Origin of the sequence: Pseudomonas sp., assembly GCF_036404235.1 — a bacterium.
Taxonomy (GTDB): Bacteria; Pseudomonadota; Gammaproteobacteria; order Pseudomonadales; family Pseudomonadaceae; genus Aquipseudomonas.
This window is the reverse complement of sequence record NZ_DASWOT010000064.1, coordinates 25,365-43,259: the sequence shown is the minus strand read 5'-3', so window position 1 is coordinate 43,259 and position 17,895 is coordinate 25,365. Positions and strand designations below refer to the sequence as shown.

Below are 17,895 nucleotides of genomic sequence, written 5' to 3'. Positions count from 1 at the left end.
AGCGAAGATCGACACACGATCAATCACTGTCGAGTCGTTTCATGCAGCCGTTCCTGCCCTTCATACTGTTTGCCTTTGTAGCCTCCATCACCCCCGGCCCGACCAATATTCTGGTGCTGGCCCACAGCTCGCGGTATGGCTTGATCGCAACGTTGCCAATCGTCCTTAGCGCCTGTGGCGGCGCGGCGTTGTTGGTGCTGTTGGTGGGCACAGGACTGGGCGATGTGTTGGCACGCCATGGGCAGATTCAGACGCTCATGGCATGGGCCGGGATTGCTTGGCTGACCTGGTTGGCATGGCAAATTTTCAGCGCGCCAGCCGAGGCCATCAACCCGGATCAACCGCCCAAAGGCCCAAGGCTTGGGCCGTTTGGGGCCGCTGGCCTGCAACTTGTCAATCCCAAGACATGGATGATGGCCCTGGCAGTGGTGAGTGTCTTTGCGGGCACCGATATAGACCGGATGATGAAGGTCATGTGGCTATCGCTGGCGTTTTTCCTGATCTCGATTCCGTGCATGACCGTTTGGGCGTATCTGGGTGTCAGCGCTGCCAGGTTCTGTCGTTCAGCCATCAGCATGAAGCGCTTCAATCAGGTGATGGCAGTGTTGTTGCTGTTGTCGACGTGGTTGACGTTGGTGGTGTGAACGGACGGCGTTCTGAATCAGACACTCGGCGGGTTAACCCTGCGCCATCAACACATGCAAAACACCTGCAACGCCAGTAGCATCGTCCCACCTTTAAAGCCTGTAGCGACCGACACTCAATGGCCCAGTTCTACGATGCACGTGGCAACATTTATGCAGTTATTGCCCCACAAGCGCTTTGCCAGTTGGGCGTTGCGCTACCAGCGCTTGCCGCCGACGCAGCACGGTTGCGCCAGAATTGGGCAACCCAGGCGATTGCGGCAATCTGTGATTGGCCAGCCGGCCAGCGCCCGCAAGGCGCCAAGGCCCATCGCTGTGACGGTTTACTGATCGGCCCGTTTCAGGATGCCGCGCCCTTCGACGTGTTGATCGTCAATACCGACGGCACCCTGGCTGAGCGCAGCGGCAATGGCTTGACCATCTTTGCCCAGTCTTTGACCGACCACGGCCTTGTTACGCCGCACCTCGGCTTCGAACTGCGCGTGCATCACGATCATCTTGATTTGCCGACGCCCGTCGCCACAACGCTCGATCCTGCGACCGTTGAGGGCGTATCGGGTTTCTGGCTGGACATCGGCAGGCCCAGGTTTGGCCCAACGGCGGTCGGCGCAACAGGCCCCGGTGTGACGCCGGTGGCTTTTAATAGTAAGCAAATCCATAGGATTGGGCGTCTGGCTGAGCTGCGTCCTGACTGGAATCACAGCGTGTTCGTGCGCGTGGGCAACCCACATTGCGTGACGCTGGTGCCCTCTATCGATGCGCTGCCAAGCTTCGAGCAACTGCATGAATCACCGCTCAATGAAGCACTGACTGCCATCGCCTTTGCTGCGGGCGAACTGGGCAGCGGCGATCCATGTCCTCCCGGCGTCAATCTGCAATGGGCCGCGAGAATTTCGAGCAACCGAATCATGGCCCGGGTCTTCGAGCGCGGTGAAGGCCCGACCGCCTCTTCTGGCACCAGCGCCAGCGCTGTCGCATCGGCCGCATGGTTCTGCGGATGGGTGGATGCAGGGCGAGTGGAAGTCGTGATGCCAGGCGGCACGGCGCCGCTGGACTTGCGTGAACAGGCCGGGCAATTGGTGCAGGTCCGGCTGTTTGGCGCAGCTCATCGGCAATAACGCCTCATCAACATCTTGTCGCCCGTACTGATGACTGCTTGGCACTTTAGACATTAAAGTGCCACTATTCATTGCATCACTTTATTCTTTGGCTAAGCTCTAAAGAACCGCCCGATACCATTCAAATGAATAGATATTAAAGTAGCTTACACTCGAAGGAACGTGCAGGAGCCGATATGGAACATCAGGCTGACCCCCTATTTGCGCACCCATCGGTCGTTTTGATCATCATCAGACGATTGAGCGCGCCCCTCCAAAAACTATCCAAACGGATATATACCGCGCCGTTCGAGTTGGCTGTCTCCTCGATAGGAACACCTGACCTCATCCCGCCATGACCCAAGCCCGCAGACAATCAGTCGATGCTCAATCAAGCCAATCAGGGAAGACGGTCGTCCTGACCGCATTCGAATTATCGAAACAGGGGGTGCAGATGTTCAATTCACACCGAAAGGCCATTGAAGCAGAGCTGCAAATTTCCGCGACAACCCTGTGCCAAACGCAAGCAAAGTTGGCGGCCATCAGCCGATCCATGGCGATCATCGAGTTCACGCCCAACGGCATCATCATCCAGGCCAATGAGAACTTCTGCCGCACCATGGGCTATCAGGCCAACGAGTTGATCGGCAAACATCATCGGATTTTCTGCGAAAAGTCGTACTGCCACAGCGACGCCTATCTCAAGCTTTGGCGCGATCTAGCGCGTGGCGAGCCGATTTCCGGGCCCGTTATGCGCCTGGATAAATCGGGCCGCGAGATATGGCTGGAGGCCAGTTACATGCCTGTGCTCGGTGCTGACGGCACCGTTGAGAGTGTGATCAAGGTCGCTTCCGATGTCTCCACGCGCCTGCACAAGGATCATGAAAACCAAAGCATGATCAACGCAATTGGGCGCTCCATGGCGACGATTGAATTTTCGCCCGATGGACGAATCATCACCGCCAATGAGAACTTTCTGAAGACCATGCATTACCAGCTCAACGAAGTCGTCGGCCAGCACCACAGCTTGTTCTGCACCCGTGCAGAAGTGGATTCACCTGCGTACAAAGCGTTCTGGGCTTCACTCAATCGCGGCGAATACCACTCCCATCGCTTTGAGCGGGTCAATAAACACGGTCAGACTATTTACCTCGAAGCGTCGTACAACCCGCTGTTCGACGCCCAGGGCCGCCTCTACAAAGTGGTGAAGTTCGCCAGCGACATCACCGAACAGGTCACGGTACAGCGCAACGCGGCGACCACCGCCCACGACACGTCAATCCGCACCGATGCCTGCGCGCAAAAAGGCTCCAGCGTCGTACAGCAAACGGTTGCGGTCATCGAGCAGATCTCCAATGACTTGAACGGGGCCGCGCGCAGTATCGATGCGGTGAACAAACAGTCGGAAATCATCGCCACCATCGTGCAGACCATTCGTGGCATCGCCGATCAGACCAACCTGCTGGCACTCAACGCCGCGATTGAAGCAGCAAGGGCTGGCGAACATGGTCGCGGATTTGCCGTGGTAGCGGATGAAGTCAGGGGCCTGGCGGCGAGGACTAGCAAGGCAACCATCGAAATTGTCGATGTCGTCAGGCAAAACAATGAACTGGCGAAAAGTGCGGTGTCGAGCATGCAATTGAGCCTGAGCCGAACCGGCACCGGAGTCGAGTTGGCCAACGAGGCCGGTGAAGTGATTCTGGAGATCCAGCAGGGCGCACGGCATGTGGTGGATGCCATCAGCCAGTTCAATTCGACGTTGCAACTCAATTGAACAGCTGATATCGAGTCGCTTTTGCAGAAGCACTGAACTGCGCCCCAAAGGTGGGAGCCGGGCTTGTCCCGCGACCGGCGGGGAACCCGTCGTAAAACCTGCGCACCGGGTGTGACAGGCAGACTGCGCACACCGGGTTTACTGCCGCTACGCGTCAGGTCGCGGGACAAGCCGCGTTCCTAAAGTGCGTTTTGACCCTTTTGATATGGTCAAGCTTTCAGCAAAAAACACCTGCTGAAGGCTTGATCGGGAACAGAGCATCTACAGGCCCGTCATCACTCACCAATATCCTCATTCCATAATTCGGGCTTGTCGGCAATAAACTGCGTCATCAGCGCGACGCAGGTCGCGTCATGCACCACGTCCACTTGAACCCCGCGCGAGCGCAGCAGCTCTTCCTCGCCCAGAAACGTCTGGTTTTCGCCCACGATTATTTTGCGGATGCCATACAACAGAATCGCACCGCTGCACATCGCGCAGGGTGACAAGGTGGTGTACAGCGTGGCTTCCTTATAAACCCGGGCCGGTTGACGTCCGGCATTCTCGAAGGCATCCATCTCGCCGTGCTTGATCGCGCTGCCTTCCTGTACCCGACGGTTGTGCCCGCGCCCAATGATCCGACCGTCGTGGACAATCACCGATCCAATCGGAATACCGCCCTCGGCCAGTCCCTTTTGCGCCTCATCGATGGCCGCCTGCATGAATGGGTCCATGTCTTTGCTCCCCTGTCACATCAAAAAAGTCGTCTGCGCGTTGATGAGCGCAGCTCTGCGGATCAAGGTTTGGCTTTTTTCAATGCACTGTCCAGCGCGGTCGAGACGAAGACCTTGAGCAATTCGCTCGAACGGCCTTTCATGTCCATGCCAACATCGCGTTGTTTAGTGCGAAATTTATTGGCCAGCGGTTGCGCGGGCTCGCCAGTATTGAGTTGCTGCAACTCTTCGGAGCTGAATGACTGTGCGTACGCAGCCGCCAGATTGCGATCCCACTCAGACTGATACTGCGGCTGCAAACTTTGCAATTGGTCCTGCACCAGAGTTTGTGCCTGGGTTCTGCCAACGGCTTGGACAATGGTGGCAAAGGTGACTGTGCGCGAGGCGACTTGATAGCCCAGCCAACCCAGGCTTTCACCCAAATGATGATCCTGCACGAACACCAATGCCTGGTCCGGCACTTGCTCTTCAGCCATTACACGAGGCGGCATGCCGAACATCAGGCAACACGATACAGCCAACGTCACGGCCATTACCGTCAAAGCAGTTGATCTGCGATACCCCATGTTCTCTCCCCGGCCATTCATCGTTGATCAACCCTGTGCCTGTCTGCCGAAAACAACAGTTGAGCGGTGGTTTCCATTCGACCCGACGTTCGGGCGCGACGACGTCAGTTCTGGGGCATCCGCGCCGATGACCATTGCTGCTCGGTCATGCGATAAATCCTTACGCCGCGCCGATGGTATTGACTGTGGACAAAGCCGCTGAAGCCCAGTTTCTGGATCACTTTGACCGACGCCATGTTGGTCGGCTCGACGATAGCAATCAGCGAATCGACACCAAGCCTGCCGAAGGCATGGGCCAGTGTTGCGCGTGCTGCTTCAGTGCCCAGGCCCTTGCCCCACCAGGCAGTCGCCAACCGATAACCGATTTCGACCTCATCGACACCGTCCACGCACTCGACATTGAGACCGCAGAAGCCCACCAACGTTGAAGAAGATTTATCCACCACGGCCATCGGGCCAAAACCGTGTTGGCGGTAGGAATGGCGACACCATTCGATGAACTCGCCGGTCGACTGCTCAGACATGACCCCGCGCACCGAATGCCGCATGACATCGCTATCCCCAAGAATCCTGGCCAGTGCTGGTGTGTCGTTGCCGGTAAGTTCGCGCAGGATCAGGCGGTCTGTGCGCAGCGCAGAATGATGGATGCTCATAGCGGTCGCCTCGGCGTCAGTCCAATTGACAGGCCTGATCATGGCCCAAGGGAATGGGGGTTGCCAGCAGGATTTGAGCAGGCCATGACCTGGCGCTCATATCGGCTCAGGCTTTCACGAGTAAGCTTGCGAAAAAACCGGGGCGAACACAGAAGAGCATCGCCCTGGGTGCAGCGTTACAAGCTTTGCGTCACCTTCTTCGCCACATCAGCCGGCACCCAGGCGTTCCAGACTTCCGGGTGCTCTTTCAGGAAGCTCTTGGCGACTACCTGCGGATCCTGACGTTTTTCGCTCATTTGGCCCAACGTCTTGTTCAACTGGTCGATGGGCAAGTCGACTTTCTCGAAGAACGACACCAGTTCCGGGTACTGCTTGTGGAAAGGTTCGGACACACCGATCGCCAAATGGGCCGCCAGCGATGCACTGCCGATCGGGTTCGGGTTACTGGCATCAGACAAGGTCTTCCAGGCGGCCTCGTTGAAAGGCGGCTCTTGCAGCTTGATCAGTTTGAAGCGACCGAGCAGCGGCGTCGGCGACCAATAGTAGAACAACACCGGCTGCCCGCGACGAATCGAGGAGCTGACTTCAGCGTCCAGTGCAGCGCCTGAACCGGTACGGAAGTTGACGTAGCTGTCGGTCAGTTTGTAGGCCTTGAGCTTCTGCGTATTGACGATTTCAGAGGTCCAGCCAGACGGACTATTAAGAAAACGGCCTTGGCTTGGCGACTCAGGGTCCTTGAACACGTCCTTGTATTGGGGCAAGTCGGACACTGACTTCAAGTCGGGCGCCAGCGGCTTGATGCCCCGTGCGGGATCGCCCTTGATCACGAATTCGGGTACCCACCAACCCTCGGTCGCGCCTTTTACAATATCGCCCAGACCGTAGACCTTGCCTTCGGATTCAGCCTTTACCCAGGCAGGACTGCGGCCCGCCCACTCCTCGCCGATGACCTGAATGTCGTTCTTTGCCAATGCGGTCTCAAGGCTGACTGTACTGCCAGGCAATTTGTCGGTTGGATAGCCGTAGCCTTTCTCGACAATGGTGCGCAGGATCTCGGTGATCAGGCTGCCGCTTTCCCACGTAATGTCGCCAAAGAGGATCGGCGTGGTTTTGTCCGCGCCCTGCGCCGAATGCGCAAGGACGGCCAATGCCAGCAGCGAGCCGCCCAACAGTTTTTTGATCGATGTCATGGTCGTCTCTCGTGGCTGAAGATATGAGGAGGCTCAATGGTTGTTGCGTACCCGCTTCATTCCAGACAAGCGCGCTGGCAGCAGGTTTGAGCCTTGTCCATGTAAAAGCTGACCGAACGCTGGGAAATACCCAGTTCGATGGCGATTTCAGGGTAGGTCAGACCGTTGTTGCGCGACAGCAGGAACGTCGCTTTGACCTTGGTCGGCAGACTGTTCAAACGGCGGTCAATGCGGCTCAGGGTCTCAATGGCCTGGACTGACTGCTCAGGTGTTGCATTGTGACTGTCGTCGGTGACGCTCAGTTCATCCAGATAGCTGCGCTCCAGATCGCGCCGACGCCAGCGCTGATACAGCAGACGTTGGGCGATGGTGGTGAGCAAGGCACGCGGCTGGCGAATCGGAACGACATTGGGTGACGCCAGCAGTTGGAGAAAAGCTTGCGCGGCGATGTCTTCGGCGCAAGCGCGTGAGTCGAGTTGGCGTCGCAGCCGCTCGCACAGCCAAGTGTAGTGACTACCAAACAGTTGGCTTATGTATTCGCGATGCGTCAGTTCTGCGGCGGGCATGAGGAGTCCTTAAACGATATTTTTTATTCTCCCGGAAGCCCGGTAGCGGTCATCGTAACAAGGCTTTTTATGCATTAAAAATAGTTAATTAATAAATTGATATTCCAATATTGAATATAAAAATATCGCCTTCTCCCTCTACAGCTGATCAATCAAGCTTGGCCGCAAGCAGAGTATCTACAGGATGGCGGGATAGTTGAAATCCTCGGCCTGCCGCTGATATGCCAACAGCACTTGGTAATCGTCTTCGCTGGCTGTGATCACCTCGCTGATCGCCAGCACCGCTGCGACGTCGGGTAACGCTCGCAGCGCTTTATTCATCGCCAAGCGAATCGATCCGGCGTCTGCCCCCAGTCGGGTGATGTAAGGCAAACAAGGGCTGGGCGCGGTTTGGGTGACGATTTTCAAACCTCTTACTTCATCGCTGTTGTCTCGCGCCAGGTAGTCATACGTGACGCTGTCGATTGCCGCCAGATCGCCACGCCCTTGTCTCAGCCAGAGCAGGCTGTCGCGGTGGCCGCCGGTCAAGGACACTTCGCTGAAGAATCGGCCGTCCCGCTGTAACGGCGCCAGCGTGTGACGGAACAGGTTCATCCCGGAGTTGGAGTCCTCGCTGTTGATCAGTCCATGGCTGCCAAAAAAATCAATCAACTCCCGCCGCGAGTCGCCTTCGCGTGCCACCAGCAGGCTGCAATGGTTGCCGTCGCGACTGTGGGGCAACTGATAAACCGGGCGCCCGATCACTTGCACCCGGTCGCGCAACAGGGTCATCAGCGGATAGCCGCAGGTCTGCGCCAGTAACAAATCGGGGGATAGCCAGAGCTGTTTGAGGTCCGGCGTATCAAGGCTCATGCGCGTGGCTGCCAAGTGCTCAAGAGTTCGCGCCAACCAGGCTTCCTGGGCCTCACGCACCCGCAGCGGCGCAACATACATCGGCAACTGAGCGAAGCCTTGAGACATGGGGGCGATTTCCAGATCAGACGAAAGGATGTTGCGGACTGTCGACAGGATTAAGGCTGTGCAGGCGAAACAGTTCACCATAACCCTGCACCAGAAAACCGCCGCTGCGCGCCAGCCACTGTTCACGATGTGCGCGATACACCGCTGGCAAGTAATACCACGCCAGCCCCGGCAAATCGTGATGCACCAGATGCAGATTGAGGTGCAGAAACAGCCAATTCCATGGCCACGACGCCTCGTTAATCACTGTGCGCTGTTCCGGGCGCTCGCTGGGGCGATGTTCGTAATATGAACGCACCATCGACACCGACAGCGCAGGCAGCGCGATCAGCAGCAGGTAATGCAGGGTCGACAGCGCGCTATGGCGTTCGATGAACCAGAACATCAGCACCGCGAATGCGCCGTGGGTCGACCACATCAACCAGGCTTGGCGCTCGCCGAGAAGCAAGCGTTTCGACTCACCGACCAACAAACCGCTCAACGCCAGCGGGGCACCAAACAGCAAGCGCCCCGGCAGGGTTTTATCGAGCCAACGCAACAACCGCGCCAGGCGTTGAGTATGCAGCCAGCGCGCTTGACTCAGGTAGCGACTCTCCGGATCGCGACCGGGCACGGTCAAGTCTTCGTCGCGATGATGCTCAAGGTGGGTGTCGCGATACAGCGTGTACGGGTACCAGACCGCAAACGGCGCGTAGCCCAGCGCCTTGTTGAGCCATAACAAGCGCGTCGGATGGCCGTGTAACAGTTCATGTTGCAGTGACATCCACAGCACCAGCAACGGGATCATCAACAACGTGGTTGGCCACACGCCCAGTCGCGGACTCAACAGCATCAAGCCGAACCACCCGCCATACACGCCCACCAGCAACAGCCAGGTCGGCCATTCGCTGCGCCCGGTAAAGCTTACGCGCAGCCGCTGAATGTCTTGGCGTTGGCGGTCGTCGAGGTAATGGGGCATCGCAGGTTCCTGCATCCGGGCTGATACCGGGTTGTGCCCTGACGCAGGAAAATCTTGTAGACCGATTGGTTATGGCGGTAGAACGAAAGCCCGAAAGCCACCTGCGCCCGATGTTGCCCATGCAAATCTGTGTACTGCCCGACGTTTCCCGACCCTTGCTCGACAAATTCTACCGCGCCCATCAATCGCCCATGCGCGGCAAGGGTGAAGCGCAGGTATGGGTGGTCAAAAATCCCGAGATTATTGGGGCGTTGTGCCTGACACCGGTGGACAGCGGGCAATGGTTAACCGGGCTTTTTGTCGCGCCCGAACGCCGTGGGCAAGGGATTGCACGGCATTTGATCGAGGCAGCCCTGGCTGAAGTCACGGGCAAAGTCTGGTTGTTCTGCCACCCTGAGCTGACTGAGTTTTATGGGCGATCAGGGTTTAAGCCAGTAGTGGCTTTGCCTGAAGGGGTGGCGGCGCGATTGGCGCGTTACAGCAGGACCAAATCGTTGATTGCGTTGTGCCGTGAAGATTAATAGCGCAGCGCGCTGGCACTTCGCCGTACACGTTTGAGCTTCATTGAACATCAAACGCATCGTTGACTAACCTGCGATAGGGAACCCGCTTGAGCAAGGCTTGCCCGAAAAGAGGTCCGATTTGAACGATGACAATCTCAAAACTGTGCTTAGATCTTTATCTGCATACGACCAAACCAAAAGCCTGATCCAAACCGCAAACCCGCGTGCTAGCCTCGCCCATCGCCTTCACCCAGACCAACGGGACGCCCATGAAAAAGACGCTTATCGCTTGTTCTCTCACCGCGTTGTTCGGCTCGACACTTGCCATGGCCGCTGAAACACCGCCCGCCTCTAACATCACCCACGAGCAGTTCGCCAAGGTTTTGGCGGGTGACTGGCGATTGCCGCAAAATAGCGCCCGCGATCAATACCGCCACCCAGAACCGACGCTTCAATTTTTTGGCCTGCGTGCCAACCAGACGCTGATCGAGATCACGCCAGGCAACGGCTGGTACAGCGAAATCCTCGCGCCGCTGCTCAAGGACAAAGGTCATTACATCGCCGCCGTGGTAGACCCAGCACTCAACGATTACGCCAAACGTGGCGCCGATGGCCTGAAGCAGAAATTCGCGGCCGACCCTGAGCATTACGGCAAGGCGCAGATCATCGAGTACAACCCGAAACTGCCATCATTTGGCAAACCGGCGTCTGCAGACGTGGTGCTGACCTTTCGCAATGTGCATAACTGGACCGACTCCAAGAACGAAGTTGCAACGTTCAAGGCCGTCTATGATGTGCTGAAACCGGGTGGCACGCTGGGCGTGGTCGACCACCGCGCCAAAGCTGGCACGACGGCCCAGGACAACCAGAACAATGGCTATCTGCCGACTGATTATGTGGTGAAGCTGGCGACCGATGCGGGGTTCAAACTGGTGGGCGAAAGCGAGGTCAACGCCAATCCCAAGGACACCAAGGACTATCCCGAAGGCGTCTGGACGCTCCCCCCTTCCTATGTGCTGGGCGATCAGGATCGGGCGAAGTATCAAGCCATCGGCGAGTCCGACCGGATGACCCTTCGATTCGTCAAACCGGCCAAAAAATGACCGGCGGGCTTACTCGTCAGCGTTAGGGTCCATACCCGGAAACAGCACGTCGATGTAGCCAAAACGGCTGAAATCGGTGATCCGCGAGGGGTACAGGCGACCGATCAAATGATCGCACTCGTGCTGCACCACTCGCGCATGGAAGCCTCGGGCGATGCGCTGGACAGGATTACCGTCAGGGTCAAAACCTTCGTAGCGAATGTGCTCATAGCGCTCGACCACACCCCGCAGGCCGGGCACCGACAGGCAACCTTCCCAGCCCTCTTCGAGGGTGGGTTCCAACGGCGTAATCAGCGGATTGAGCAAAACGGTCTGAGGCACGGCTTCGGCTTCAGGATAGCGCTCGCTGCGCTCGAAACCGAAGATCACCAATTGTAGATCGACCCCGATCTGCGGCGCCGCTAGACCAACGCCACCAACGCTCTCCATGGTTTCAAACATGTCGGCAATCAGCGTTTTCAGCTCCCTGGAACCGAACATCGATTCAGGCACAGCAGGTGCGATACGCAACAGACGCTCATCGCCCATCTTCAGAATTTCATGAATCATAGTGGCCCTTACCTGTTGACTGGATGTGCTGGGCGGTGTCGCCACGGCGAACAAAAACGCATCCTGCCACAAACGTCTTCAGAATTTGTCGACCTTGAGTGCTGGATGCAACTCGGGGTCATGATCGTGACTGTGATCGCGCCCCAAGCCAGAAACATGTTGCTTGTACGTGGTATCGACACCGCCGCCTTCGACCTTCTCGCCTTTGTTTTTACCTTCAGCGGACATGTGCTCGATGACCGCATTCATCTCCGCGCCAAGCAGTAACACCGCCGCTGAAATATAGAAGTACAACAGCAACACGATGATCGCGCCGATGCTGCCGTACATGGCATTGTAATCGGCGAAGGTTTTGACGTAGTACGCAAAGCCCAGCGAGGCGACGATCCACACCACCACCGCGAGCACTGAACCTGGGGTGATGAAGCGAAATTTCTGTTCGACATCCGGCATCACGTAATACATCAACGCCACAGCCACCATCAGCAAAATGATGATCAAGGGCCAGCGAAGGATGGTCCACAGCGTAACGATGAAGTCTTCCATGCCGATCTGCGCGGCCAGCCAGTTCATGACCTGCGGCCCGGTCACCATCAGGGCAGCAGCAGCCAGTAGCATCCCGGCGACACCAACGGTATAGAGCACTGACAGCGGGACGCGCTTCCACACGGGTCGGGCCTCGACCACGTCATAGGCCGCGTTCATCGCGCTCATCATCAGCCGCACCCCCGACGAGGCGGTCCACAACGCAATGACGATACCAATCGACAACAGCCCGCCTTTGGACTGCTGCAATTGATCGATCACCGGGTTGACCTGCTCCAGCGCCTGCGGTGGAAGGACGAGTTCAGACTGCAGGCGCAACCAGGAGAAAAAATCCGGCAAGTGCAGAAAACCGACCAAGGCAATCAGGAACAACAGGAACGGGAATAACGAAAACAACATTTGATAAGCAAGCGCCGACGCATAGGTCGACATCTCGTCGTCGATAAACTCTTTGACCGTCCTGACCATTACCTTTGTGAATGGCAATTGGCGCAAATCCGGGAAAATCATGGCGTCTCCTTTCGCAACGTCGCTAAGCACATTACCTATACGAGCGGGCAAACACTGTGAAATTCCGTTGCCAGCCGCGGTAGGCGGGCTTTTTACCTTAAGTAAAGCACCGTTGCGACCGCACAAACGTTTCGAACGTCAGCGGTGCAGACAGCATAACGGCCATCCGAAGACAGCCGTTATGGTATTTCTTAACGTTCACGCCATGCTTCAACACATTCGGCGCTGTGACCATTAAGCCTTGTCTACGCCTTTTTTCACGGCATCCTTGGCTTTGCCAACAGCTTGCTGCACCTCGCCTTTGAGTTCCTGGGCTTTACCTTCCGCGCGCAACTTGTCGTTGTTGGTGACTTTACCGACGCCTTGCTTGACGTTACCAACGGCTTCATTGGCTGCGCCTTTAACTTTATCGCTGGTGCTACTCATGAGATGTCTCCTGGTAAGAATCAGGTGTCATAACCTCGACGTAAAGGTTGACTCTCATGCTTCTGGGAAGGTTTCAATTATTTTCCCAAACGGTCTGGCGTTGGAATCACGCAGTAAAACCGACGCTTTTCAACGGTTCCGACAACTTTGACTTTATGTTTGTCCGGCAACCCCCGAGAATGCGCGCCTGAAACGCATATCCACGGGAACCTTATGAAACTCGACAAAACGCAGGCCATCGCACGCAGGAATAAGGATCTGGGTGGCGCCGTGCTTGGCACCAACAACACTCATTTCGCGGTCTTGAACACCAACAAGAACATTTGGTGGTTCGACATTCCGGTGACGCGCTTGCAAGTCGGGCAATACGAATGGCTGCACCTGCTGCTGCATACGCCAGACACGGACCAGTTGCTGCATTTGAAAGTAACCACGGCCTTCATGCGCGAGCACATGGAAGGCCTGGTGGTACGCAACGAGGGCAAACGCAAATCCACCGTCAGCCTGGAGTTGAGTGCTGACAAGGATGCATTTTTGAAGGATGTACGCCCGGCCGGGGCAAATGTGAGCTTTGCAACGTTCTTGCAAAAGTAGACGCACGGACCTGCAGGAGATCGCTTGCCCGCGATTGCGCGCTTAGTTCGCCCGCCGCGCCGCCAGGTAGCCCACGGCGCCGGCCACCCCCGATGCGAACGCCCCCCATGCCCAGTCCACCAACGACAATTGCGCCGGCCAGCCCTGCAATGTCGCCCAATTGGTCAGGTCGTAGGTGCCATAAGCCATGACGCCCAGCAGTGCGCTGTGCCCTGCCGCCCGCCCGAGCCGATTGCGTCGCAACCCTGGCAGCACGCCAAAAAACACAATCCCCAAGACATACACCAAATAAAACGCCACCGCAGGCCCGAGCACGGGGATCGGCAGCATCAATCCACCGAGCCAGAAGCGATACGTCGGCCCCATCAGCAGCCCTAGCCAAATACCGTCCAACACCAGAAACGCCAGCAATGTTGCGACATAAGCCGTCAATAATTTTTTCACTGAGACATCCCTGAGCGAGGCGTTGGCCGGTCGAAAATGACCGGCCACTATCAACGATAGAGCCTCATCGGGTCGGGAGATTCAAACCAGTTCGATACGATCGGCATGAATGACGATGTGGCCTTGCTTGTACAACGCGCCGATGGCTTTCTTGAAATTGCCTTTGCTCACGCCGAACAAACCGCTGATAACTTGCGGATCGCTTTTGTCGCTGACCGGCAACACACCGTTGTTGTCGCGTAACTTGGCAAGGATCTTTGCGTTCAGGCTGCTGGCCGCTTGCTCCCCGACTGGTTGCAGGCTAAGGCTGATGTTCCCGTCGGCACGGATTTCCTTGATATAGCCTTTCTCTTCTTTACCCGGACGCAGGAACTTGAACACTTCGTTCTTGTGAATCAAACCCCAGTGCTTGTTATTGATGATCGCCTTGAAGCCCATATCGGTGGCCTCGGCCACCAGCAGATCGACTTCCTGACCGAGTTTATAGCTGGCAGGAACCTTGTCCAGATAACGGTCCAAGCGGCTGGTAGCCGTGATGCGGCGGGTGTGCTTGTCCAGGTAGACATGCACCACACAGTAATCACCGGCCTTGAGCGGCTGCCGTTCTTCGGAGTAAGGCAACAACAAATCCTTTGGCAAACCCCAATCGAGAAAAATACCGATGCTGTTGACTTCAACGACTTTAAGACTGGCGAACTCACCCACCTGAACTTTTGGTTTTTCAGTCGTTGCAATTAACTTGTCATCGCTGTCCAGGTAAATAAAGACGTTAAGCCAATCTTCATCTTCGCTGGGAATATCTTTCGGAATATAGCGATTAGGCAGCAATATTTCGCCGTCTTGCGCGCCATCCAGATACAAACCGAAGTTAGTATGTTTAACCACTTGCAAACTGTTGTAGCGCCCGACTAGAGCCATGTTCGAATACCCTCGTTACGTGGGCGACATTCTACCCGAGTTTTGTAGAAGGTTGATGGCCGTCGGTGGTGCCTGCTGCCTAAGGCATTGACGCTCAAGAAATCAAGGCCCTTCTGATGGCGATCAGCCTTGAAATAGACACACCCGGCCCACTCGTCAGATGAGCCCACCCGTATTTCGCTGAGTTCTGAAATATTCAGCCCTCCCGCCATTTGAAGCCGGGTAATTAAAACAGTGATTTAGCCTCTCTTACCGAGCGATGAGCGGCGCTTTGATGGCTAAACAGACGCTTTATCCCGGAGCATATTTACCAAGCAATTGCCGATCAGTTCAGATAGAATGGCCGGCCGTATTAATTTTATATAGGTTAATAGCAGCCATGCGTGTAAAAGCATCCAACTCGAAAGCCAAACCAGCTCCAGCCGTTGAAACCAGCGATTCGATCAACGCGCAAATTGCGGCTTTCCTTAAATCCGGTGGCGAAATCCAGCAGATTGCGAAAGGCGTCAGCGGCCAGACCTTCGGCCCATCGAAGCAGATCTCGCTCGGCAAGAAGTAATTTTTCCCCGCTCCAGCTGTCGATCTCTAGGCGCTTTGATTGCAAGGCGCCAGGGCGATTGATCCTCGCTTAAAAAGCCTGCTTTACTGTCCTTTTCATACGCCACTGGCTGGCGGTAATGACTGACTGGTCGTGTCGATTGACAAGACAATGCCCTGAAACCATATATCTCTGCGGAATCCGACATGAAGAAATGGATATTTTTCGGCGCATTACTCTGCCTGGGCGGTTGTGCAACGCATGGCTGTGACACCTCGGTCCAAAGCAGCCCCTGCCGCGCAGAGCACCTGCTTTACCAAAACGACATGATTCAAGCCAAACTGCTGATCGGCGAACGGCGCCAGGAAAACTACGAATTGGCCAACGCGCTTTTGCAGCGAGCGGCCAAAGACGATAAATCCGGCGAAGCCGAGTTTTACCAAGCCGTATTGATGATTCGCCAGCACAGCAATGAGTCTCAAACGACCGAACTGCTGCAGGATTCCGCTGCTCATAACTACCCGCTGGCCATTGCACTGCTGGCTCAGCTAAGCGCAATGCGCGATCAGGAAAAAGCCCGAGCGTACCGCGCGCAGTATGACGGACTGGATGTCGCCAAGAGCGGATACCCTTCGTTTCCCCAGGCGCTGATTGTGGTTAACAGGCTGGTTTCAGCGGGTGAGTGATCGCAAAGTTCGATTTTTTTGTAGTGAATCGACCAGCGGTCGATTCATCCCTTCATTCGCCGGTATGCTGGCGAGGCTCTAGCTCGCGGTTCTTATCGATTTTTGTGACATATCGGTTCGACACCATCGACCCCACTCCTCTGCGCAACCCAAGGAGTGAAGCATGTCTTATGCTCGCTATTTCGCGCTGATCGCCAGTACATTGCTTGTTTGCCAGACCGCGGCCGCCCAGGTCATAGAACGAGAACTCGGTGATTTCAACCTTAAGCTTGGGACGACACCCAGCCGTACCATGGCCCAAGGCCTGGTCACGCCTAGTGGTGGCAACTCAACCTTTCAGGGTGGTCTGGATCTGGCTCACGAGAGCGGCTTCTACTTCGGTCAGTGGTCACCCAGTGCTGGGCTTACGCAGGGCAGCGCGCTGGAAGTCGATACGTACATGGGCTTTAAAAAGCCATTCGACAAAACCCTGGGATACGAGCTTGGCGTCATTCGTTACAGCTACCCAAATACCAACCAGATCGACAGCCATGAGCTGTATGCCGGCTTCCGGATTTTCGATAGCCGCATCGGCACCGCATTCAGCAACGACGCCGGACGCCAAGACAGCACATTGTTCCTCGATTTTGGTGGCATCGCGGCCCTGGGCCTGGACTTGCGCATGCAGTACGGCAACCATCAACTTGACACGCCCGCAGTGATCACAGGTGGCGGCATGGTCAGCGCGTATAACGATTGGTCGTTCAACGTGTCGCGCCCGTTGCTGGGCATAGACATGAACCTCATCTACAGCGGATCAAATCTCTCCGGCGCCAACTGCAGCGCCTACAGCGGGCACAACACTGAGTGCGAAAGTACAGTCACGCTGAAGGTCGTGCGCCCGTTTTACTGATGGGCTCAATCAGAGGTGCAACACAGGCATGACAGCGTCGGCGCTGTACCAAGCGCCGAGCGAGCAAAGATCTGCCATGCGCTGCGCATTCAAATCGACCCGCCAGCTATCTGCGCTCGCGAAGACACCTCATCGAATGTCGCTGGCTCAAGTGCATCTTCCTGTTCATCCAACACCTGACGCGGATGGCCGTCACCTGGGATGCTGCTGTCGATCAAGGCCAGCAAACTCGCGCCCCGAGGAGTGAGGACAAAGTTTTCGCCATTGCCACCCTCATCCTCGGGTCGGGACTCGATAAATCCGTTTTTGAACAATAACGCCTCGTAGTTCGCCGCTTCCATCTTCAGCGTGTCGAGATTGCCCGAGGCCTCGCCTGCTGCGGCCTTCTCAGCAGCGAACTCTTCGGCATATTTACGCGGTTTAAAGCTGTCATCGGCGCTGTTTTGTACTTCATGCAACAGGCGCTCGATAAGGTCCCAGTCGTATTTCTTAGACATTTTCCAACCTCCAGCAGGGATAAATAGCCCGTGACGTCCAGGCATCGGGCTCTGTCACTCTAGAGTGTGACCGGGCGTTGCGTCTGCCGTTCAGCATGAGCGCCGAGCGGCACCCCTGAACTTTCCGCCTCTCGTTCGGCTCCATTTTATTAAGCCCGTAACGGACGCAGAGGCAGTCATGAAAACCTTGATGAGTTTGACCGCAGCACTGGCGTTAATGGTCGCAGTGCCAGTCTGGGCGTGTACGCCCGAAGAAGCCGAGGCTAAACGTGAACAGCTGGCCCAGGAGGTACAAAGGCTGACGCAACAGAACCCGACGAAAGCCAAGGAGTTGAATCAAGAGATCAAGGATATGCAGCTAGAAACTTCCAGCAAAGATATGCCGGATAAGTGCCAGTTGATTGATCAGCGCTTGAAAGAGATGGATGCAGCAGCGAAGAAAGCAGAGGGCTAACACGTGATCTACCGATTGCCGCCTTTCGTGAAACTGCCGAAGGTAGCGATGCGGTGGTGAACCGATAGAAATTTATCGCCTTGCGGAGCGGCCTTGGGCTTGTCACAGCCTTCG

The 17,895-nt window shown here is 56.3% G+C and carries 23 protein-coding genes and 1 pseudogene; 11 read left to right on the top strand and 13 right to left on the bottom strand.

Annotated elements, in window-relative coordinates:
* Positions 1-41 precede the first annotated feature (41 nt).
* From VGC62_RS08160 to VGC62_RS27655, 4 genes and pseudogenes are all read left to right on the top strand, one after another.
* Positions 42-644: a LysE family translocator gene (locus VGC62_RS08160; RefSeq protein WP_331186562.1), complete on the top strand. Its 603-nt coding sequence runs from the start codon at positions 42-44 to the stop codon at positions 642-644.
* 119 nt (positions 645-763) lie between these two features.
* Entirely contained in the window at positions 764-1,762 is a 999-nt protein-coding gene (locus tag VGC62_RS08155; protein ID WP_331186561.1) for a diaminopimelate epimerase, read from the top strand.
* 334 nt (positions 1,763-2,096) lie between these two features.
* Positions 2,097-2,981: pseudogene (locus tag VGC62_RS27660) on the top strand (PAS domain-containing protein); the annotation flags it as partial.
* Positions 2,964-3,515: a methyl-accepting chemotaxis protein gene (locus VGC62_RS27655; RefSeq protein WP_414705766.1), complete on the top strand. Its 552-nt coding sequence runs from the start codon at positions 2,964-2,966 to the stop codon at positions 3,513-3,515. The pseudogene VGC62_RS27660 and the gene VGC62_RS27655, both read left to right, overlap by 18 nt.
* 275 nt (positions 3,516-3,790) lie before the next feature.
* On the opposite strand, the gene VGC62_RS08145 is transcribed toward VGC62_RS27655, so the two are convergent.
* The 7 genes from VGC62_RS08145 to VGC62_RS08115 all read right to left on the bottom strand — a co-directional run bounded on the left by VGC62_RS08145 (position 3,791) and on the right by VGC62_RS08115 (position 9,121).
* Positions 3,791-4,228: a nucleoside deaminase gene (locus VGC62_RS08145; RefSeq protein ID WP_331186559.1), complete on the bottom strand. Its 438-nt coding sequence runs from the start codon at positions 4,226-4,228 to the stop codon at positions 3,791-3,793.
* 62 nt (positions 4,229-4,290) lie between these two features.
* Positions 4,291-4,794, bottom strand: a complete 504-nt coding sequence (locus VGC62_RS08140; protein WP_414705763.1) for a hypothetical protein — start codon at positions 4,792-4,794, stop codon at positions 4,291-4,293.
* A 104-nt stretch (positions 4,795-4,898) separates the two neighbouring features.
* Complete coding sequence (locus VGC62_RS08135; RefSeq protein ID WP_331186557.1) at positions 4,899-5,447, bottom strand: GNAT family N-acetyltransferase; 549 nt, start codon at positions 5,445-5,447, stop codon at positions 4,899-4,901.
* A 176-nt stretch (positions 5,448-5,623) separates the two neighbouring features.
* Positions 5,624-6,637, bottom strand: a complete 1,014-nt coding sequence (locus VGC62_RS08130) for an ABC transporter substrate-binding protein (protein WP_331186556.1) — start codon at positions 6,635-6,637, stop codon at positions 5,624-5,626.
* Between the two features lie 56 nt (positions 6,638-6,693).
* Entirely contained in the window at positions 6,694-7,203 is a 510-nt protein-coding gene (locus VGC62_RS08125) for a sigma-70 family RNA polymerase sigma factor (protein ID WP_331186555.1), read from the bottom strand.
* Positions 7,204-7,380: 177 nt separating this feature from the next.
* Entirely contained in the window at positions 7,381-8,163 is a 783-nt protein-coding gene (locus VGC62_RS08120) for a phosphate/phosphite/phosphonate ABC transporter substrate-binding protein (protein WP_331186554.1), read from the bottom strand.
* Between the two features lie 16 nt (positions 8,164-8,179).
* On the bottom strand, positions 8,180-9,121 hold the full coding sequence (locus VGC62_RS08115; RefSeq protein WP_331186553.1) for a fatty acid desaturase: 942 nt from the start codon (positions 9,119-9,121) through the stop codon (positions 8,180-8,182).
* A 110-nt stretch (positions 9,122-9,231) separates the two neighbouring features.
* Here VGC62_RS08115 and VGC62_RS08110 point away from each other — a divergent pair, with 110 nt between their 5' ends.
* Both VGC62_RS08110 and VGC62_RS08105 read left to right on the top strand, forming a co-directional pair.
* The gene (locus VGC62_RS08110; RefSeq protein ID WP_331186605.1) at positions 9,232-9,642 is read left to right on the top strand and encodes a GNAT family N-acetyltransferase; all 411 of its coding nucleotides are present in this window, start codon (positions 9,232-9,234) and stop codon (positions 9,640-9,642) included.
* 251 nt (positions 9,643-9,893) lie between these two features.
* Positions 9,894-10,727: a methyltransferase gene (locus VGC62_RS08105; RefSeq protein WP_331186552.1), complete on the top strand. Its 834-nt coding sequence runs from the start codon at positions 9,894-9,896 to the stop codon at positions 10,725-10,727.
* Positions 10,728-10,736: 9 nt separating this feature from the next.
* Here VGC62_RS08105 and def read toward each other — a convergent pair whose 3' ends face one another.
* The 3 genes from def to VGC62_RS08090 all read right to left on the bottom strand — a co-directional run bounded on the left by def (position 10,737) and on the right by VGC62_RS08090 (position 12,758).
* A complete protein-coding gene (gene def, locus VGC62_RS08100; protein WP_331186551.1) occupies positions 10,737-11,276 on the bottom strand; it encodes a peptide deformylase in 540 nt (179 codons plus the stop codon).
* 78 nt (positions 11,277-11,354) lie between these two features.
* The gene (locus VGC62_RS08095; RefSeq protein WP_331186550.1) at positions 11,355-12,332 is read right to left on the bottom strand and encodes a YihY/virulence factor BrkB family protein; all 978 of its coding nucleotides are present in this window, start codon (positions 12,330-12,332) and stop codon (positions 11,355-11,357) included.
* 234 nt (positions 12,333-12,566) lie between these two features.
* Positions 12,567-12,758, bottom strand: a complete 192-nt coding sequence (locus tag VGC62_RS08090; protein WP_331186549.1) for a CsbD family protein — start codon at positions 12,756-12,758, stop codon at positions 12,567-12,569.
* A 213-nt stretch (positions 12,759-12,971) separates the two neighbouring features.
* Here VGC62_RS08090 and VGC62_RS08085 point away from each other — a divergent pair, with 213 nt between their 5' ends.
* Complete coding sequence (locus VGC62_RS08085; RefSeq protein WP_331186548.1) at positions 12,972-13,352, top strand: hypothetical protein; 381 nt, start codon at positions 12,972-12,974, stop codon at positions 13,350-13,352.
* Between the two features lie 42 nt (positions 13,353-13,394).
* On the opposite strand, the gene VGC62_RS08080 is transcribed toward VGC62_RS08085, so the two are convergent.
* On the bottom strand, positions 13,395-13,796 hold the full coding sequence (locus VGC62_RS08080) for a DUF2177 family protein (RefSeq protein WP_331186547.1): 402 nt from the start codon (positions 13,794-13,796) through the stop codon (positions 13,395-13,397).
* Between the two features lie 81 nt (positions 13,797-13,877).
* On the bottom strand, positions 13,878-14,714 hold the full coding sequence (locus tag VGC62_RS08075; protein ID WP_331186546.1) for a CvfB family protein: 837 nt from the start codon (positions 14,712-14,714) through the stop codon (positions 13,878-13,880).
* A gap of 379 nt (positions 14,715-15,093) precedes the next feature.
* Between VGC62_RS08075 and VGC62_RS08070 the strand changes: the two genes are divergently transcribed.
* The 3 genes from VGC62_RS08070 (at position 15,094) to VGC62_RS08060 (ending at position 16,830) form a co-directional block, all read left to right on the top strand.
* Positions 15,094-15,273 (top strand): hypothetical protein, encoded by a 180-nt coding sequence (locus tag VGC62_RS08070; protein ID WP_037012170.1) that lies wholly within the window; start codon positions 15,094-15,096, stop codon positions 15,271-15,273.
* Between the two features lie 185 nt (positions 15,274-15,458).
* On the top strand, positions 15,459-15,938 hold the full coding sequence (locus tag VGC62_RS08065) for a hypothetical protein (RefSeq protein ID WP_331186545.1): 480 nt from the start codon (positions 15,459-15,461) through the stop codon (positions 15,936-15,938).
* A gap of 163 nt (positions 15,939-16,101) precedes the next feature.
* Positions 16,102-16,830: a TorF family putative porin gene (locus VGC62_RS08060; protein ID WP_331186544.1), complete on the top strand. Its 729-nt coding sequence runs from the start codon at positions 16,102-16,104 to the stop codon at positions 16,828-16,830.
* 89 nt (positions 16,831-16,919) lie between these two features.
* On the opposite strand, the gene VGC62_RS08055 is transcribed toward VGC62_RS08060, so the two are convergent.
* A complete protein-coding gene (locus VGC62_RS08055) occupies positions 16,920-17,327 on the bottom strand; it encodes a transcriptional regulator (RefSeq protein WP_331186543.1) in 408 nt (135 codons plus the stop codon).
* A 178-nt stretch (positions 17,328-17,505) separates the two neighbouring features.
* On the opposite strand from VGC62_RS08055, the gene VGC62_RS08050 reads away from it, so the two are divergent.
* Entirely contained in the window at positions 17,506-17,781 is a 276-nt protein-coding gene (locus VGC62_RS08050) for a hypothetical protein (protein WP_331186542.1), read from the top strand.
* The last annotated feature ends 114 nt before the right edge of the window (positions 17,782-17,895 follow it).

What these genes read in the sequence shown, in the direction of transcription:
- VGC62_RS08160 (WP_331186562.1), top strand. Translation starts at nt 42, where the DNA reads ATGCAGCCGTTCCTGCCCTTCATACTGTTTGCCTTTGTAGCCTCCATC.
- VGC62_RS08155 (WP_331186561.1), top strand. Translation starts at nt 764, where the DNA reads ATGGCCCAGTTCTACGATGCACGTGGCAACATTTATGCAGTTATTGCC.
- VGC62_RS08145 (WP_331186559.1), bottom strand. Translation starts at nt 4,228, where the DNA reads ATGGACCCATTCATGCAGGCGGCCATCGATGAGGCGCAAAAGGGACTG.
- VGC62_RS08140 (WP_414705763.1), bottom strand. Translation starts at nt 4,794, where the DNA reads ATGGGGTATCGCAGATCAACTGCTTTGACGGTAATGGCCGTGACGTTG.
- VGC62_RS08135 (WP_331186557.1), bottom strand. Translation starts at nt 5,447, where the DNA reads ATGAGCATCCATCATTCTGCGCTGCGCACAGACCGCCTGATCCTGCGC.
- VGC62_RS08130 (WP_331186556.1), bottom strand. Translation starts at nt 6,637, where the DNA reads ATGACATCGATCAAAAAACTGTTGGGCGGCTCGCTGCTGGCATTGGCC.
- VGC62_RS08125 (WP_331186555.1), bottom strand. Translation starts at nt 7,203, where the DNA reads ATGCCCGCCGCAGAACTGACGCATCGCGAATACATAAGCCAACTGTTT.
- VGC62_RS08120 (WP_331186554.1), bottom strand. Translation starts at nt 8,163, where the DNA reads ATGTCTCAAGGCTTCGCTCAGTTGCCGATGTATGTTGCGCCGCTGCGG.
- VGC62_RS08115 (WP_331186553.1), bottom strand. Translation starts at nt 9,121, where the DNA reads ATGCCCCATTACCTCGACGACCGCCAACGCCAAGACATTCAGCGGCTG.
- VGC62_RS08110 (WP_331186605.1), top strand. Translation starts at nt 9,232, where the DNA reads ATGTTGCCCATGCAAATCTGTGTACTGCCCGACGTTTCCCGACCCTTG.
- VGC62_RS08105 (WP_331186552.1), top strand. Translation starts at nt 9,894, where the DNA reads ATGAAAAAGACGCTTATCGCTTGTTCTCTCACCGCGTTGTTCGGCTCG.
- def (WP_331186551.1), bottom strand. Translation starts at nt 11,276, where the DNA reads ATGATTCATGAAATTCTGAAGATGGGCGATGAGCGTCTGTTGCGTATC.
- VGC62_RS08095 (WP_331186550.1), bottom strand. Translation starts at nt 12,332, where the DNA reads ATGATTTTCCCGGATTTGCGCCAATTGCCATTCACAAAGGTAATGGTC.
- VGC62_RS08090 (WP_331186549.1), bottom strand. Translation starts at nt 12,758, where the DNA reads ATGAGTAGCACCAGCGATAAAGTTAAAGGCGCAGCCAATGAAGCCGTT.
- VGC62_RS08085 (WP_331186548.1), top strand. Translation starts at nt 12,972, where the DNA reads ATGAAACTCGACAAAACGCAGGCCATCGCACGCAGGAATAAGGATCTG.
- VGC62_RS08075 (WP_331186546.1), bottom strand. Translation starts at nt 14,714, where the DNA reads ATGGCTCTAGTCGGGCGCTACAACAGTTTGCAAGTGGTTAAACATACT.
- VGC62_RS08070 (WP_037012170.1), top strand. Translation starts at nt 15,094, where the DNA reads ATGCGTGTAAAAGCATCCAACTCGAAAGCCAAACCAGCTCCAGCCGTT.
- VGC62_RS08065 (WP_331186545.1), top strand. Translation starts at nt 15,459, where the DNA reads ATGAAGAAATGGATATTTTTCGGCGCATTACTCTGCCTGGGCGGTTGT.
- VGC62_RS08060 (WP_331186544.1), top strand. Translation starts at nt 16,102, where the DNA reads ATGTCTTATGCTCGCTATTTCGCGCTGATCGCCAGTACATTGCTTGTT.
- VGC62_RS08055 (WP_331186543.1), bottom strand. Translation starts at nt 17,327, where the DNA reads ATGTCTAAGAAATACGACTGGGACCTTATCGAGCGCCTGTTGCATGAA.
- VGC62_RS08050 (WP_331186542.1), top strand. Translation starts at nt 17,506, where the DNA reads ATGAAAACCTTGATGAGTTTGACCGCAGCACTGGCGTTAATGGTCGCA.